This is a genomic window from Robertmurraya mangrovi, from assembly GCF_034427655.1.
GTDB classification, from domain to species: Bacteria; Bacillota; Bacilli; order Bacillales; family Cytobacillaceae; genus Robertmurraya_A; species Robertmurraya_A mangrovi.
Genome location: NZ_JAXOFX010000001.1, coordinates 26,069 through 40,548, shown reverse-complemented (window position 1 = coordinate 40,548; position 14,480 = coordinate 26,069). Strand labels below are relative to the sequence as shown.

Below are 14,480 nucleotides of genomic sequence, written 5' to 3'. Positions count from 1 at the left end.
CCTATATGAAAAGACACTATCCGATTGAGCTAATTGAGGAGCAAAAAAGGACCGTTTATTTCCCAGTCGAGTTTTCCAATATACCAGTAAGTAGAATTGCTTTCGGAACCATTTCAGTTGAAGCCAGCTGCTCTCCTCACCCTGATAAAAAAAATGTAATAGCGATTTCTCAGGACCTAGTAGAAGAATTAAAATTTCCACTTTTAAATGTTCCATTACACATCTTCCAAGAAGAACAAACGTTGCATATTGGGCCACTAGTTGGAATATTCACAGCTGGATTTACCCCTTTCCCTATTCGTCCCATTGGGGAAAGGACATTATTTTTTTCAAAGCTATTATCTGTTAAAAAGACTGTAGGTGCTCTCCCTTTTGTCTTCGGTGAGCAGCATATCAATTGGGACCAAGGGACAATTGAAGGACTTTTTTACAATGAAAATGGCTGGGAGAAAATTGAAGTTCCCTTTCCAAATGTTATTTATGACCGTTTGCCCAACCGCAAAAGTGAAAGAAAAACGGAAATGAATAAGATTAAAGAGCGGCTTCAAACAGAATATTTAATCCCATGGTATAATCCTGGATTTTTTAATAAGCTCGATATTTATGAGCGCTTACAGCAACACCAAGAAGTTGCCTCCTATTTGCCAGAAACTCACCCGTTTACTTCTTTTTCCGTAATTGAAAGAATGCTTTCAGACTATGGGCATGTATATATGAAGCCAATTAATGGAAGCTTAGGACTTGGTATTCATCAAATTATTTACGATAAAAAAGAAGGAGATTACTATTGTCGTTATCGTGACAGAACGGGTGAAAATCGCCTTAGAAAATTCCAAACATTAGAAAGCTTATTTCATCATGTCTTTCAAAATCGCAAATTAGAAAATATGCTCGTTCAACAAGGAATTCACCTTATGCGTGTAGACAAACGCCTCGTTGATTTTAGAATTCATACAAATAAAGATGAATTAGGTGAATGGCATGTTACCGCTCTAGCTGCAAAAGTGGCTGGGTCCGGGAGTGTAACAACACATGTTAGTAATGGAGGCAGCATCAAAACGATTGAGGAATTATTCACAGATAATAGTCAAGAGATTACTAATAAGCTAACAAAAGCTGCCCTAGAAATGAGTCAAATACTCGAGCATCAAATGGAGGGTATTATTGGGGAAATAGGCTTTGATTTAGGAATGGATCGTAAAGGGAATGTTTGGTTCTTTGAGGCAAACTCTAAACCTGGTCGCTCCATTTTTAAACACCCCCAGTTAAAAGAATTTGATTTATTAACAAGAAAGCTCTCCTTAGCGTTTGCCGTATTTTTAACTGAACGTGCGATTAAAGAGCCAGGGGAAATTTTCAAATGATGGTTTTCTATGATTTAAAAAATAAATGCTGGTTTCAAACTTCATTGAAAAAAGAAGAGCTGTTTTTTGGAAAGAGTGCTGAACCTCTTTCCTTTCTTCATAAGGAGGAAAATCCAAGTCTCCCTTTTAAGCTGAATGCTAAAGATAAAAACCTTGGCCCAGTTGTAGGTATTATGACAACAAAGGATAAAAATGGAGAGGTAGCTGGTAATGCCCCATACTTTAAAGAATTGCAAAGTGCCCTAATGAAATTAGGAGGGATGGCTATCGTTTTTACTCTTGAGGATTTAACTGCTGTAGACATGTTAGGTTATATCTATCTTCCTGAGCAAAAACAATGGCTAAAGGCCACTTGTCCTCTCCCCCATGTTGTCTACAACCGAATCCCCTTTCGTAAAAAAGAAGAATCGATAACGTATGAAAATGCTTTAGAGATTTTTAGTAAAAATGGAATCCCTATTTTTAATCCCTCTTTTATCGATAAATATAAGCTCCACCAATTACTAAGCAGTCATGATTATCTTAGTACTCTTCTCCCTGAGACGATTTTAATCGATCAAGAGAAGGAGTTACTTACTTTTCTAAAAAACTATAAAAGCATCTACATTAAACCGGTTAAAGCTTCTAAAGGAAAGGGCATTTATCGAGTAAATCTTGATGAAGGCGGTTGTCTACAGTTAGACGGTATTAGACATTCTTATACATTTACTAACTTTGAGGAATTCTGGAACAATAGAGACTTTATTTTAAAAAATAGATCCTACATTGCGCAAAAGGCCATCCAACCAGCTCTCTATAGTGGGCAGCGATATGATTTTAGAATATTATCTCATTACAAGGGTCGATATGAGGTGACTGGAGTTGGAATTCGCCAATCATCTGAACAAAATATCACGACACATATCCCAAATGGCGGTAAGCTCCTGACTTTTGAAGAAGTTAAAACAGATCGACATATGGCTGAATTTGAAAACATGGTTCAAGAGTGTGGTGCTCTTCTTTCGGAAAAATTGGGCTTTTTCGGTGAACTCTCTATTGATGCCGGTCTAACTGAAAGTGGAGAATATGTTATATATGAGGTAAATTCAAAACCAATGAGTTTTGACGAGGAAGAGATAGAAATAGAAAGAATTCAAAGCTTAGTTGATTTATTTTTTCAGCTAGCACAATTTCAGTAGCACCTTAATAATTATTAGGGTGTTTTTTATTTTGTTTTGCTACAATAGGATTAAATTTACTTAACAGCTTAGGAGGGATACATTTTATGATTACCCATTTCCAATACAAACCATTGTATGAAAACAAGCAAATGCCAGGTTGGAGAATTTCATTTTACTATAAAAAACAAAAATTCAATGGGATCTATCATCCAGATGGAAAAATTGAATGGACATCTCAGCAACCAGAAAGTGAATCTGAAAAAGAGATTATGGAGCATATTCATAGCCTTATGTATTTTCATGTTTATGATCAATAAATTTTTTTTGCATGAGCCAATAAAACCTTACGAAAAATATAGATGATCACACAGTAAGGAGGCTTATCATGAAAAATAAAGATATTCTAAATGAAGGCAGAAACAAAGTCTATTTAGATGTTGATCGAATGATTAATGAGGGACTATCAGGTGGTTCTGTTCACAGGCAGGACACTCACACAAATATCGAACAAGCTCGCGACTTAGATGAAGAGATTCCGCCGTATGAATGTGAATAAATAATATTGATGGAAAGCCTATAGATGGGCTTTCTTTTTTTTGTTAAAAGCCTTCCTGTAGACAAATTATTGTTCGGGAAAAGTGGTTTCGCAAAAAAATTGAGTTTTTCGCAAAAATCTGGCGGGTTTTCGCAAAATTAATTAGTTTTTCGCAAGATTATTCGCCTTTTCGCAAAATAATCATAATTTCCGCAAAAATAGTTACGGCTGGCTATTTTCTCTCTTATCTAAATTGGCTTTAACACCTAAAAAAAAGTAAAATTACACATCAACACCACACTCCCCCACTCGCAATTTTTTTTACCCACCTATTACTGCTATAATTACATTAAGTTTTAAATAATGATATGGAGTTTTGATACATGTTCAAAAAAATCATAGAATTATATCCAGAGGCGCTTCTTTTACAGGAACAGCCTACTTTTGAAAATACATATCACTGGTTTACTAGTCTGACGAACCGTGAATGGTTAGGCATACCTAAATCTGCGTTAACCGATAAAGAGCTGACCTTATTAAAAACTTTATTTTCCTATTATGAACCAACAGGAAGAGACTCCTATTCACAAAGCTGGTTTAACTTTTTATTTTTAACAGGCGAGATTCCTAGTGGTAAGGATGTTCGATACCGTGTAATTCAGTTTCATTGTTCCGGTAATCAATGGGAACGACAAGATATTGAAACGGCTCTGCTTAATTTTTTCCAAACCGAAACTACTCTATTTTGGGAAAATGAGTCCCGAGGGATTATTGTTGAGATGGAATCTGAAGGCTTTCTTAAAGAAGATGATTTTCACTCTATTTCGGAAACGTTAGAAAGTGATTTTTACATAAAAACCACTTTCTATATTGGAAAATTCCTCAGTCGTACAAACGAATTAAAACGAGTTTTTCGTTTAGATAGAAGTTTTTATGATAGTTGTTTAGAACGATTGTCAAATAGAGAGCGTATTTTTACATTTGAAAAAACATTTCCATCCCTAGTAACAAAACAACTTTCCAACGATTTAAAAGAAGCCATTGCTCTTCAACTTCTTAGTGGCCTGAAGGATGATGAGGAGTTATTAACAACGGTAAAAGTGTTCATTGAAAACAATTTAAATGTGACTCTTACGGCCAAGAAACTCTATATTCATAGAAATACCCTTCAATATCGATTAGATAAAGTTTCTGAGAAGACTGGCATTAACTTTAAAGAATTCACTAGTGCCTTTACTATGTATTTTGCCTGTCTCTATCATAACCAAGATTAGTAACTATACATTGTGCATAATAGAGTGCTTAATATTTTTGTGCACCATTCACATACAGCTTTAGGCTTTCTTGAGGTAAGCTAATAACAAGAAAACGATTTCAAAAACCTAGGAGGCTTTTAAAATGGCTGAACTTAAATTAGATCATATTTATAAAATTTATGATAATAAAGTAACTGCTGTAGATGATTTCAATCTTCATATTCAAGATAAAGAGTTTATCGTATTCGTAGGTCCATCTGGTTGCGGTAAATCTACTACTTTACGTATGATTGCTGGACTTGAAGAAATTTCTAAAGGTGACTTTTACATTGATGGTAAGCGTGTAAATGATACGCCTCCTAAAGACCGAGACATCGCAATGGTATTCCAAAACTATGCTCTGTACCCTCACATGAGTGTATATGATAACATGGCTTTCGGATTAAAACTTCGTAAGTTTGCTAAAGACGAAATTGATCGTCGTGTAAAAGACGCAGCTAAAATCTTAGGCTTAGAGCCATATTTAGATCGTAAGCCTAAAGCTTTATCGGGTGGTCAACGTCAACGTGTTGCATTAGGACGTGCGATTGTTCGTGATGCTAAAGTATTCTTAATGGACGAACCACTTTCAAACCTTGATGCGAAATTACGTGTTCAAATGCGTTCTGAAATTGCTAAATTACACCAACGCTTACAAACAACAACAATTTACGTTACCCATGACCAAACAGAAGCGATGACAATGGCTACTCGCTTAGTTGTAATGAAAGACGGAATCATTCAACAAGTTGGTGCTCCAAAAGAAGTTTACGAAAAGCCAGAAAATGTGTTTGTTGGTGGATTCATTGGATCTCCAGCTATGAACTTCTTAAATGGTAAAATTGAAGAAGGCAAACTAGTAATTGGAAAAGTTTCAGTTGCTATTCCTGAAGGTAAAATGAAAATGCTTCGCGAACAAGGGTATGTTGGAAAAGATATTATCTTTGGAATTCGTCCTGAAGATATTCATGATGAGCCTGTATTCATTGAAGCTTCTCAAGGTTCAAAGATTAACGTAAAAATTGATGTTTCTGAGTTAACTGGTGCTGAAACGATGCTTTATTCTTCACTTGAAGGCCAAGACTTTGTTGCTCGTGTGGATTCACGTACAGACATTAAACCAGGCCAAAACCTTGAACTTGCATTTGATATGAACAAAGCTCACTTCTTCGATGTTGCAACAGAATCTAGAATTAGAAATAAAAACGAATAGTACGAACATTTTCACAAAAACAGGAAGACTCGTGTGTTGAGTCTTCCTGTTTTTTCTATTCTTGAATAAATTTCACTTCATCATATCCACAATTTGGACACTTAAATACATGTGGACATTGCTCCTCCTGAAAATCTAATGAATATCCGTCCTCCAGTTTCATCAAGTCGATTGGCATATAAGGACTATAATCATCGAAAAAGTCCATTAACCTTCCGCTTTCTTCAAGTTGATTTCCACAGGAAGGACAGCTTTCTTGCATTTCATAAAAACCATTACATAAAGGACACATTCCCATCTTCTAGCCTCTTTTCTAGTAACTCATTTTACTTTTAAAACTGTCGGTAAATTCTCTATTTAATTTTTAAAATTTTATTTAATGCTTTTAGTTTACGTCTGTTTACTTTCTCTATGTAAATCCAATTGTAATTTAGTCTTTCTTACATGAATTACTGAATTTCACTCAAGATGAAAAAGGTAAATATTTCTTTTATCTATTTTTGAATAAAGTTTAAAAAATCATCCATAATATTGATTAACAACACAGCAACACACAGCAACACCCCAACAAGCAACACAGCTTCTAAAGGAAAATATTTATCAACCAATGGGTTAAACCAAGCATAGGTGGCAAGGAATCTTGCTTGTCGGTGCAAGTCCGACTAACCCAGCCAATTAGATAAAAAAATTCTGAAGGAGAGTGTACATCAATGGCAAACAACAATTCTTCAAACCAATTATTAGTAGCAGGTGCTGAGCAAGCTCTAGAACAAATGAAATACGAAATCGCAAGTGAATTCGGTGTTAACTTAGGTGCAGATACTACTGCTCGTGCTAACGGTTCTGTTGGTGGAGAAATCACTAAGCGTCTAGTTCAAATGGCTGAACAACAACTTGGCGGCGGTTTTCAACAACAATAATTTTGGTTCATCCTTTAAATAACAATTGAATATATTAAATGGCTAAAAGCCTCCTTCTTCTGAAGGAGGCTTTTCAATTTTCTCACCTTATCTATTTTTACCTGTTTACAAACTAAACTTTCTACCAAAAGTTTCAATTATAAAAAACGAGGGAGATATTAACCCCCTCGATTGTCATTTACTTTTCATTATGCTTTTGCAATCGAATATCCGATATAATAGACAAGTACCATAATACTAGCGATACTTAATGTGATAGAAAATTCTTCCATTATGTAAACCTCCTCTTATTGGCCTTTTCCATTACTATTTATAAGTTACCACATTTTAAAAAGTGGTCAGGTTTTGATCTAGGAATATTCTGTGTCAGGGAAGTGAATATTTTATGAACATCATCCCTTTACGTATTAAACATGAGAAAGCCAACTGTAAAAAATACAGTTGGCTTTTTTAGTATTATTTTAACCCGCTAATGAATTCTCACCCTGTTGAAGCTGATACATTTGATAATACTTACCACCTTGCTCCATCAACTCGTCATGCGTTCCTCTCTCGACTATGTTTCCTCGATCTAAAACGAGAATTTGGTCGGCATTCCTAATCGTAGATAGCCTATGGGCAATCACAAATGTAGTTCTCCCCTTCTTCAAGACATCCATTGCTTCTTGAATAATTAATTCTGTTTCCGTATCAATGCTTGAAGTAGCCTCATCTAAAATCAAAATGGCTGGGTCAAAGGCTAGTGCTCTTGCAAATGAAATCAATTGTCTTTGGCCACTCGATAAGGTACTCCCTTTTTCAATAACAGGCTCATCAAAGCCCTTTTCTAAGTTTTTAAAAACTTTATCTGCACCAACATCTTTCAGAGCTTTTTCGACTTTCTCTCTTGAAATAGATGGATCATCCAAACTTACATTAGAGGCAATTGTTCCCGTGAACAAGAATGGGTCTTGTAAAACGATCCCCATATGCTTTCTTAACGTTTGATGAGATAAATCCTTTATATCCATTCCATCAACAGAAATGCTTCCTTTATGGCAATCATAGAAGCGGAACAATAAATTAATAATCGAACTTTTTCCGGATCCCGTGTGGCCGACTAAAGCAACCGTTTCACCATGTTTAGCTTCAAAATGTATATCCTTCAGGACGTCTTCGCCTTCTTTATATCCAAAGTAGACATGGTCAAACTTTACATTTCCTTTATAACGTGGAATCATCTCTTCACTAACATCAATTCCATCTTCATTCAACAACTCAAACACTCGGTCTGCAGCAACTAAAGCTTGCTCCAAGTTTGCTAACTGATTAACAATCCCTTGAATCGGGTTGAATAGACGATTAATATAATCAACAAACGCATAGAGCATACCAAGTGAGATAACGGCTGAAGGATTTAGAGCTTCCCCACCAAAGTACCATATAAATGCCACAAAAACGATATTTCTTAATACGTTTACTAAATTATGAGACGTTAAAGAGTTTAAATTAAGTAATTTATTTTGAAAAGTAAAATGTTCATTGTTTAGTTTCTCAAATTCAGCTCGTGTTTCTTTTTCACGGTTAAAGGCTTGAATAATGTTCATCCCTTGAATGGATTCGTTTACTGTACCGTTTATATCACTGTTTCGAGCACGGATGACACGGTTGTATTTTGAAGCATACTTTCTATAAACTAAAGTCCATACCACTAATATAGGAATGAGCAACAAGCAAATGGCTGCAAGCTTTGCATTTAAAATAAACAAAGCAATATAGATTCCTGTAATGTAGATGATGCTTGTAAAGAATGTTGATAGCACGGTTACATACAATTCACGAATAGCTTCCGTATCATTTGTAATTCTCGCTACAACTTTACCAGCAGGAAGATTATCAAAGTACTTTATAGGTAGCTTTTGAATCTGACCAAACACATCTTCCCGCATCTTCTGTATAATTCGATTAGCCGATTTCTGGAGAAAGAATCTTTGGCCATATTGAAAAAAGGAAGCTACTACTAGTAATCCAAAATAGAAAGCGAGCAACCAAATGATTTTTGGAATTTCAGGTTGATAAAAGTTTAGAAGTTCTTCCTTTTTCAAAATAACTCCATCATAAGAGGCTGTGTTTTCTCCACTCTTAATCGTTAGAACTCCATCCTTAAATGAACGTTCTCCATCAAAATCAACCTTACCTTCAACAAAGACAAATTGACGATCAACTTGCAGGATTCTTACCTCTTCTATTTTTGTATCAGAAGGTTCTATATAGGCTTCTCTCTTATAGAAGTTTCCTTTATAAGGTACAGCATCCTTCTCTGCTTCTGTTTGATACCAAGTAGATTCAACTCCAAGTATATGCTGGTCAATTAAGCGTTTCGCAATAAAAGGACCTGCTAAATCTGCTGCTACAGAAACCGTTAACATAGCTAAAGCGATTATAATGATATTTTTAAAATTTAATGCATATTGAAATAATCTTTTCCCTGTCGTCTTCATGCTAGCACCTCCTGTTCAGATGCCGATTGAACTTGCTGTCTCTCATATTGCTCTTTATACCATCCATTGAGCTCCATTAGTTGATCATGTGTACCTTCCTCAATTACTTTTCCGTCATCGAGGACAAGTATTTGGTCAGCATGCTGGACAGCAGACATTCTGTGCGTAGTAATAATCGTTGTTTTCCCAGCTCGTTCTGTTCTTATATTTTCAATAATTTTTTTCTCTGTTTTTGCATCAACAGCAGATAAAGAATCATCAAGAATTAATATTTCCGGATTTTTTATTAACGCCCTTGCTATTGATATTCTTTGCTTCTGACCTCCAGATAGGGCTACACCTTTTTCACCAACTAATGTATTTAAACCTTCTGGAAGCATTTCTAGATCCTTCTTAAAATCAGCCAGTTGAATGGCTTTTTCTAAATCAGATTCATTTGCTTCATTTCTACCAAACAAGATATTTTCCTTAACGGATTTTGAAAATAAGATATGGTCTTGGGGAACATAGCCTATCCAGTTTCTAGTGTTCTCAAGAGTTTGGTCATTAATTGGAACGTTTGATATATCTAATTGCCCGCTTCCCACTGGATATTGTCTCAGTAATTGTCTGATAAATGTGGTCTTCCCGCTTCCCGTTTTACCTACAATACCAAGTGTTTCTCCACGACCAATATTCACTTTGATTTCCTTTAAGTTTTCCACATTAGAAGAAGGATATTGGAATGTAAATTGACCAAAGGTAATTTGATTTGGCTCATCAACAAGAATCGGAGTCTCAGGATTTTTTACATCCTCCTCATAAGATAAGGTTTCCTGAACTCGGTCTAAGGAAGCATTTCCTCTCTGCATGACGTTGATTAATTCACCAATTGCAAACATTGGCCAAATAAGCATACCTAAATATACATTGAATGAAACGAGTTGTCCTAAGGTTAATGACTGATGAAAAACTAAATAAGCCCCATATCCAAGTCCAATAATATAGCTTAAACCAACCAATATCTTAATAGTAGGATCAAATAAAGAATCAATTCGTGCTACATGGATATTTTTATTGTAAACATCCTCTGTAAGGGAATGAAAACGATCTTGATCAGCTTTTTCTTGAACATAGGCACGTACGACACGTACACCTGATACCGATTCTAAGACACGGTCATTTAGTTCCCCGAAAGCGTCCTGGGCCTCCATAAATCTTTTATGAATTCTTTTCCCATATATATTCATTAATAGAGCCATTAATGGTAATGGTAAAATGGCAGCAAGTGTCAATTTCCAACTAATCAAGAAACCCATTACAAACAAAATGGTCAACATGAAAAAAGTGGAGTCAATTAATGTTAAGATCCCGAAGCCAGCTGTCGTTGAAATGGCTTTTAAATCATTTGTTGCCCTTGCCATTAAGTCGCCCGTTCTGTTTTTCTCGAAAAATGTAGGTGTCATTTTTAATAAGTGATTCATGAATCTAGAGCGTAATTTTCTTTCCACTAGGAACGCCCCGCCAAAAAGCTGATACATCCAAATATAGGTGATTCCGTATGATACTACTGTGATCCCAGCCATCAAACCTAAATATTTTAATATCCCCTCTGTTGTCATTGCTCCAACATGGATATCATCAATGGCCATTCCAACTAGTTTCGGCGGGATTACATCTAGTACCCCAACGAATATTAATAGAACGATTGCAACTGTATACCTTTTCCAATTCTCTTTAAAAAACCAACTTAACTTTTTTAGTATTGAAAACATGCTGTCTCTCCTTTCTTTTACAAACCAAAACCGTCACTAGCCACCTTCTAGCTCCATATGTGAAATTGCGAGTCTTTTGGTTAATACGAGTAACATTTTAATTCCTCCTAAGTTTCAAATTTTTATAGAAATCGGGTATAACCCGTTTTTCTCAGAGAAAACAAAAAGACATACCACTCTATGCGATATGTCTCAGAATTACCGTTTAGAAAATCACCTATAGGGACTTTCGTAAACAGCTATAGAAAGACAAAAAAGCACAGACCACGAATAAACGTAACCTGTGCTTTGTGACTTAAATTCAAAAAAATAATGTAGGATTAGTCGTTTTGGCTAGGGTTGGTTACATTTATTTGATATTCAGTTGAGTTAAATACTCTGTTTAAAACAATCATCTTGTAACCCTCCTATCCTTTTCATATATTTCCATCTTTGTAAGATTATCATCGTAAATTCTAAATGTCAATAGACTATGTTAAAATTTTCTGAAAACATCTTCAACCAATGAGTGACTAGTCTTATGACTACAAAATTAACACGTTTCTCTTATTCAACAACAACAGCTGTTCCGTAAGCTATAATTTCTGAAGCATTTTGCATGACAGCAGATGTTTCTAATTTCATGGCGATGACAGCATTAGCCCCTTTACTTTTTGCATCCTCAACTAATCTGCCAATTGCCTTTTGTCTAGCTTCATCCATCATTTCAGTGTATTCAGTGATTTCTCCACCAACAATGGTTTTCAAGCCTGCTAATAAGTCTTTACCAATATGCTTTGATTGAACTGTGCTTCCTTTAACAAACCCCTTTAGTTCTTTAATTTCCTTTCCAGGTACAAAATCAGTAGTTACGATAATCATTTCGATCGTCCTCCTCTTTTTCTTTTCTTCTTTCTCTTATAAGTACACCAAATAAAATAATCAAAAATATTATATAAGAAGCATAGATGAATAGAGCTGCTTTTATATTTATAAACAACATACCTAATCCAATAAACTGTCCCGCTATAGCAAAGATTATTAATAACAACTTCAATTTATTCATGATAATCATCCTTATGAATTACTTACCGATTTGACTTTTTCCATATTTTCCGTACAAATAGCAAGTAAAAGAGTAAAGGCATTGGCACTTGTATTAAACCTATAATCCCCCACAACCAAAAATTATGTCCGTGCTTCCTCGCATGAATGAATAGAAATAAACTTTGACTGAGTAAAATGATTCCCACGATGATTAATAAAGGTAAAGAAACTTCCTCATTCATGTACACTCACCCGCTGAGATACTTTTCTGGAAGTATAACCAATGATAAAAATGGTGACAATCCCTTGAAGTACATAAAAGACCGTAGGAAGCTGATAAAGGGTATAAAGAACGATACTCACGACTAAGAGAGCAACAATTGAAAAAATACTGATGTCCTTTATCAGTTTCTTCCTCAGTTCAACTTGTTTGTTAGCAACCATTTGTTCAAAAAACTGCATATTAGGGGTTTCGATTTGAAAGCTTTTATCTAACGTCTCAAAACCTTCCTCAAGCTCATCAAATAAATCTAGGAACTCTTCTTCTGCTTCATGATCGAGTGGATACTTTTTTCGGTTCTTCATTTAACCTCAACTCCTTCCTGACTGTTAGTATACCGTTATGAATCCTAGACTTTATGGTACCCGGAGAAACCTTCATCATTTCACCAATTTCATCGTAGGAATATCCATAATAATGCTTCAGGATAATTGGAATCCGAACATCCTCTGATAGTTTTCCTAACGCCGTTAACGTATCATTCCATTCCTCGTTCCGAGTTTCTACTTGCCATTTTAAATGTCGAACGGCTTGCTCTTGTTGCTGCCAATTCTTCTCTCGCTTATTTTTTCTAAGTTGATCAATATAATAGTTTGAGGCAATTGAGATTAACCATGACGAAAACTTTGCTTTCCCGTCATATAAGTGAATTTTTTCAATACACTTGGCCATTGCTTCTTGAGCAATGTCTTCTGCTAAGTTTCTATCCATTGTAACCTTAATTAAATATTTTACTAAGAAAGCATAGTTGTCTTGAAATAACTTAGCAAAGGCATGTTGATCCCCACGTTTGGCTTTGGTAATTAGGTCCTTTTCCTCCAACTCTTTGATCCTCTCTTTCGTGACCAAACCCAAACAATCGTGATTACCTAGTTTACTATCATATTCATTGTTTAAGTGACGTATCTGCTACTGTAAAAGACTCGCTAGTCCTTTAATCTTAAAAAGGAAATTCACAAAAACAAAGTTTATTTAAATAATCTAAAGTTAAGACGTATTGAGGGTTTATTTCGTTCATTATTTTTTTATAAATTTTTTCAAACTTTTGAACGTACAAAAAGCCCCTTTTTTTAAGGGACTTTTTTACCAATTCTACCAATTATTATACCGTACCCGTTTGTCGAACGGTAGTACTTTGTGTCTCATTATTAGAAATTTTAGTAAACTTAGGCAGTGTGAATAAATAAAAGATACCCACTAACATTAAGCAACCACCTACTAACCAGAACAGCATTTCAACTTTTAAAATAGCTGGGAAACTGTATGCAATAAAACCTAATGTTAAAGATTGAGAGAACATCATAAGAGGTGAAATCCAACCTTGAACTCTCCCCATCATTTTTGGATCAATAATACTTGGCATCCATCCACCGATTGCAATATTTACAAGTGGTAATCCGAGTGCAGATATAAAGGTAAAAGCCATAAATAAGTAAGTATGGTTAGCAAAAGAAGCTAAAACAATGAAACTTCCTGAAATAAGTAATCCCATTATAACCATTTGATATAACTTTACTTTTTGACTTAATAAGGAAGCAAAGAAGCTACCTAAAAGAACTCCAACTCCGAACACAACTCCCACTAATACAGACATTTCCTCGTAAGAATCCGGAGCCAGTTTATATTTAAGCATAAAGATTGGCATCACTGTAAATCCACCGTTTACAACTCCAAAAACGATAAATCCTACCAATAGTGTTCTCAGTAATTTATGTTCAAAAATATATTTCATTCCAAGTTTAAAATCACTTAATACTAACTTTACCTTTAAATCCGTAAGTTTATGTTTCCCATTGGGTAATCTTACTTCTTCATTAATTACTGCTGATTTAATTAATAATGCACTTATAATAAAGGTAATGACGTCAACCGTAATCGCTCCATAAACTCCTACCGTCCAGTAAACGAAAATTCCTAATCCGTTTCCGAATAGCATAAACAAACTCATGACTAATTGATTTAATCCTGCAGCAGTTGTATAGTCTTCCTTCTTTAGAATCCCTTGTACCATAGCATGCTCAGCAGGAAAGAAGAATTTTTGGATAGCACTTCTTAAAAACAACACAGCAAAAATCAGTGGCATCCAGCCTAGTATAATGGTCCCAATCAGCATGAGAGATAAAATAGCACTTAACCAATCACAATAATAAGCTATTTTTTGTCTGTCCATTCGATCAGCAAATACTCCAACTAGAAAGAAAACGGCTAAAGTTGGAACTGAATACATTAATTCTGTAATAGTAGCGTATGCGGGTTGGTCTGAAAAACGATCTAACAAATAAAACATAAAAGCTGTTAACCCAATCACACTACCCATTTGTGAAGTGAAGTTAGCAAAAAATAACCGCCTGAAATTTGGGTTTTGAAATACTTCTTTAAACTTTTTCATCTTCTTTTCCCCTCGTCCCTGTTCTATCTCTATCATATCTCATATTTTTCCACTTTATAAGAGC

15 protein-coding genes are annotated in these 14,480 nt (G+C 35.1%); 7 read left to right on the top strand and 8 right to left on the bottom strand.

Annotation, left to right across the window (positions count from 1 at the left end; all coding sequences use genetic code 11):
* The first annotated feature begins 5 nt into the window (after positions 1 to 5).
* The 6 genes from SM124_RS00315 (at position 6) to SM124_RS00290 (ending at position 5,567) form a co-directional block, all read left to right on the top strand.
* Positions 6 to 1,364, top strand: coding sequence for a YheC/YheD family endospore coat-associated protein (locus SM124_RS00315; RefSeq protein ID WP_322444492.1), 1,359 nt, complete (start codon positions 6 to 8; stop codon positions 1,362 to 1,364).
* The gene (locus tag SM124_RS00310; protein WP_322444491.1) at positions 1,361 to 2,542 is read left to right on the top strand and encodes a YheC/YheD family endospore coat-associated protein; all 1,182 of its coding nucleotides are present in this window, start codon (positions 1,361 to 1,363) and stop codon (positions 2,540 to 2,542) included. The genes SM124_RS00315 and SM124_RS00310 overlap by 4 nt, the downstream gene beginning before the upstream one ends.
* Positions 2,543 to 2,628: 86 nt before the next feature.
* Complete coding sequence (locus SM124_RS00305; RefSeq protein ID WP_322444490.1) at positions 2,629 to 2,841, top strand: YheE family protein; 213 nt, start codon at positions 2,629 to 2,631, stop codon at positions 2,839 to 2,841.
* Positions 2,842 to 2,909: 68 nt separating this feature from the next.
* A complete protein-coding gene (locus SM124_RS00300; protein ID WP_322444489.1) occupies positions 2,910 to 3,080 on the top strand; it encodes a hypothetical protein in 171 nt (56 codons plus the stop codon).
* Positions 3,081 to 3,442: 362 nt separating this feature from the next.
* Positions 3,443 to 4,333, top strand: coding sequence for a PucR family transcriptional regulator (locus tag SM124_RS00295; protein WP_322444488.1), 891 nt, complete (start codon positions 3,443 to 3,445; stop codon positions 4,331 to 4,333).
* A 124-nt stretch (positions 4,334 to 4,457) separates the two neighbouring features.
* Positions 4,458 to 5,567, top strand: a complete 1,110-nt coding sequence (locus SM124_RS00290) for an ABC transporter ATP-binding protein (RefSeq protein WP_322444487.1) — start codon at positions 4,458 to 4,460, stop codon at positions 5,565 to 5,567.
* A 55-nt stretch (positions 5,568 to 5,622) separates the two neighbouring features.
* Here the strand turns inward: SM124_RS00290 and SM124_RS00285 are convergent, their stop codons facing one another.
* On the bottom strand, positions 5,623 to 5,865 hold the full coding sequence (locus SM124_RS00285; RefSeq protein ID WP_322444486.1) for a hypothetical protein: 243 nt from the start codon (positions 5,863 to 5,865) through the stop codon (positions 5,623 to 5,625).
* 412 nt (positions 5,866 to 6,277) lie between these two features.
* On the opposite strand from SM124_RS00285, the gene SM124_RS00280 reads away from it, so the two are divergent.
* On the top strand, positions 6,278 to 6,487 hold the full coding sequence (locus SM124_RS00280) for an alpha/beta-type small acid-soluble spore protein (RefSeq protein WP_322444485.1): 210 nt from the start codon (positions 6,278 to 6,280) through the stop codon (positions 6,485 to 6,487).
* 461 nt (positions 6,488 to 6,948) lie between these two features.
* On the opposite strand, the gene SM124_RS00275 is transcribed toward SM124_RS00280, so the two are convergent.
* The 7 genes from SM124_RS00275 to SM124_RS00240 form a co-directional block, all read right to left on the bottom strand.
* Entirely contained in the window at positions 6,949 to 8,967 is a 2,019-nt protein-coding gene (locus SM124_RS00275) for an ABC transporter ATP-binding protein (RefSeq protein ID WP_322444484.1), read from the bottom strand.
* Positions 8,964 to 10,721: an ABC transporter ATP-binding protein gene (locus SM124_RS00270; protein ID WP_322444483.1), complete on the bottom strand. Its 1,758-nt coding sequence runs from the start codon at positions 10,719 to 10,721 to the stop codon at positions 8,964 to 8,966. Before SM124_RS00270 ends, SM124_RS00275 begins: the two co-directional genes overlap by 4 nt.
* A 546-nt stretch (positions 10,722 to 11,267) precedes the next feature.
* Positions 11,268 to 11,582, bottom strand: a complete 315-nt coding sequence (locus tag SM124_RS00265; protein ID WP_322444482.1) for a YbjQ family protein — start codon at positions 11,580 to 11,582, stop codon at positions 11,268 to 11,270.
* Positions 11,563 to 11,766: a hypothetical protein gene (locus SM124_RS00260; protein WP_322444481.1), complete on the bottom strand. Its 204-nt coding sequence runs from the start codon at positions 11,764 to 11,766 to the stop codon at positions 11,563 to 11,565. Before SM124_RS00260 ends, SM124_RS00265 begins: the two co-directional genes overlap by 20 nt.
* A gap of 215 nt (positions 11,767 to 11,981) precedes the next feature.
* Entirely contained in the window at positions 11,982 to 12,332 is a 351-nt protein-coding gene (locus SM124_RS00250) for a YxlC family protein (protein ID WP_322444479.1), read from the bottom strand.
* The gene (gene sigY, locus SM124_RS00245) at positions 12,298 to 12,849 is read right to left on the bottom strand and encodes an RNA polymerase sigma factor SigY (RefSeq protein ID WP_322444478.1); all 552 of its coding nucleotides are present in this window, start codon (positions 12,847 to 12,849) and stop codon (positions 12,298 to 12,300) included. The genes SM124_RS00250 and sigY overlap by 35 nt, the downstream gene beginning before the upstream one ends.
* Before the next feature lie 280 nt (positions 12,850 to 13,129).
* Positions 13,130 to 14,416 (bottom strand): MFS transporter, encoded by a 1,287-nt coding sequence (locus SM124_RS00240; protein ID WP_322444477.1) that lies wholly within the window; start codon positions 14,414 to 14,416, stop codon positions 13,130 to 13,132.
* Positions 14,417 to 14,480: the final 64 nt, after the last annotated feature.

What these genes read in the sequence shown, in the direction of transcription:
- SM124_RS00315 (WP_322444492.1), top strand. Translation starts at nt 6, where the DNA reads ATGAAAAGACACTATCCGATTGAGCTAATTGAGGAGCAAAAAAGGACC.
- SM124_RS00310 (WP_322444491.1), top strand. Translation starts at nt 1,361, where the DNA reads ATGATGGTTTTCTATGATTTAAAAAATAAATGCTGGTTTCAAACTTCA.
- SM124_RS00305 (WP_322444490.1), top strand. Translation starts at nt 2,629, where the DNA reads ATGATTACCCATTTCCAATACAAACCATTGTATGAAAACAAGCAAATG.
- SM124_RS00300 (WP_322444489.1), top strand. Translation starts at nt 2,910, where the DNA reads ATGAAAAATAAAGATATTCTAAATGAAGGCAGAAACAAAGTCTATTTA.
- SM124_RS00295 (WP_322444488.1), top strand. Translation starts at nt 3,443, where the DNA reads ATGTTCAAAAAAATCATAGAATTATATCCAGAGGCGCTTCTTTTACAG.
- SM124_RS00290 (WP_322444487.1), top strand. Translation starts at nt 4,458, where the DNA reads ATGGCTGAACTTAAATTAGATCATATTTATAAAATTTATGATAATAAA.
- SM124_RS00285 (WP_322444486.1), bottom strand. Translation starts at nt 5,865, where the DNA reads ATGGGAATGTGTCCTTTATGTAATGGTTTTTATGAAATGCAAGAAAGC.
- SM124_RS00280 (WP_322444485.1), top strand. Translation starts at nt 6,278, where the DNA reads ATGGCAAACAACAATTCTTCAAACCAATTATTAGTAGCAGGTGCTGAG.
- SM124_RS00275 (WP_322444484.1), bottom strand. Translation starts at nt 8,967, where the DNA reads ATGAAGACGACAGGGAAAAGATTATTTCAATATGCATTAAATTTTAAA.
- SM124_RS00270 (WP_322444483.1), bottom strand. Translation starts at nt 10,721, where the DNA reads ATGTTTTCAATACTAAAAAAGTTAAGTTGGTTTTTTAAAGAGAATTGG.
- SM124_RS00265 (WP_322444482.1), bottom strand. Translation starts at nt 11,582, where the DNA reads ATGATTATCGTAACTACTGATTTTGTACCTGGAAAGGAAATTAAAGAA.
- SM124_RS00260 (WP_322444481.1), bottom strand. Translation starts at nt 11,766, where the DNA reads ATGAATAAATTGAAGTTGTTATTAATAATCTTTGCTATAGCGGGACAG.
- SM124_RS00250 (WP_322444479.1), bottom strand. Translation starts at nt 12,332, where the DNA reads ATGAAGAACCGAAAAAAGTATCCACTCGATCATGAAGCAGAAGAAGAG.
- SM124_RS00240 (WP_322444477.1), bottom strand. Translation starts at nt 14,416, where the DNA reads ATGAAAAAGTTTAAAGAAGTATTTCAAAACCCAAATTTCAGGCGGTTA.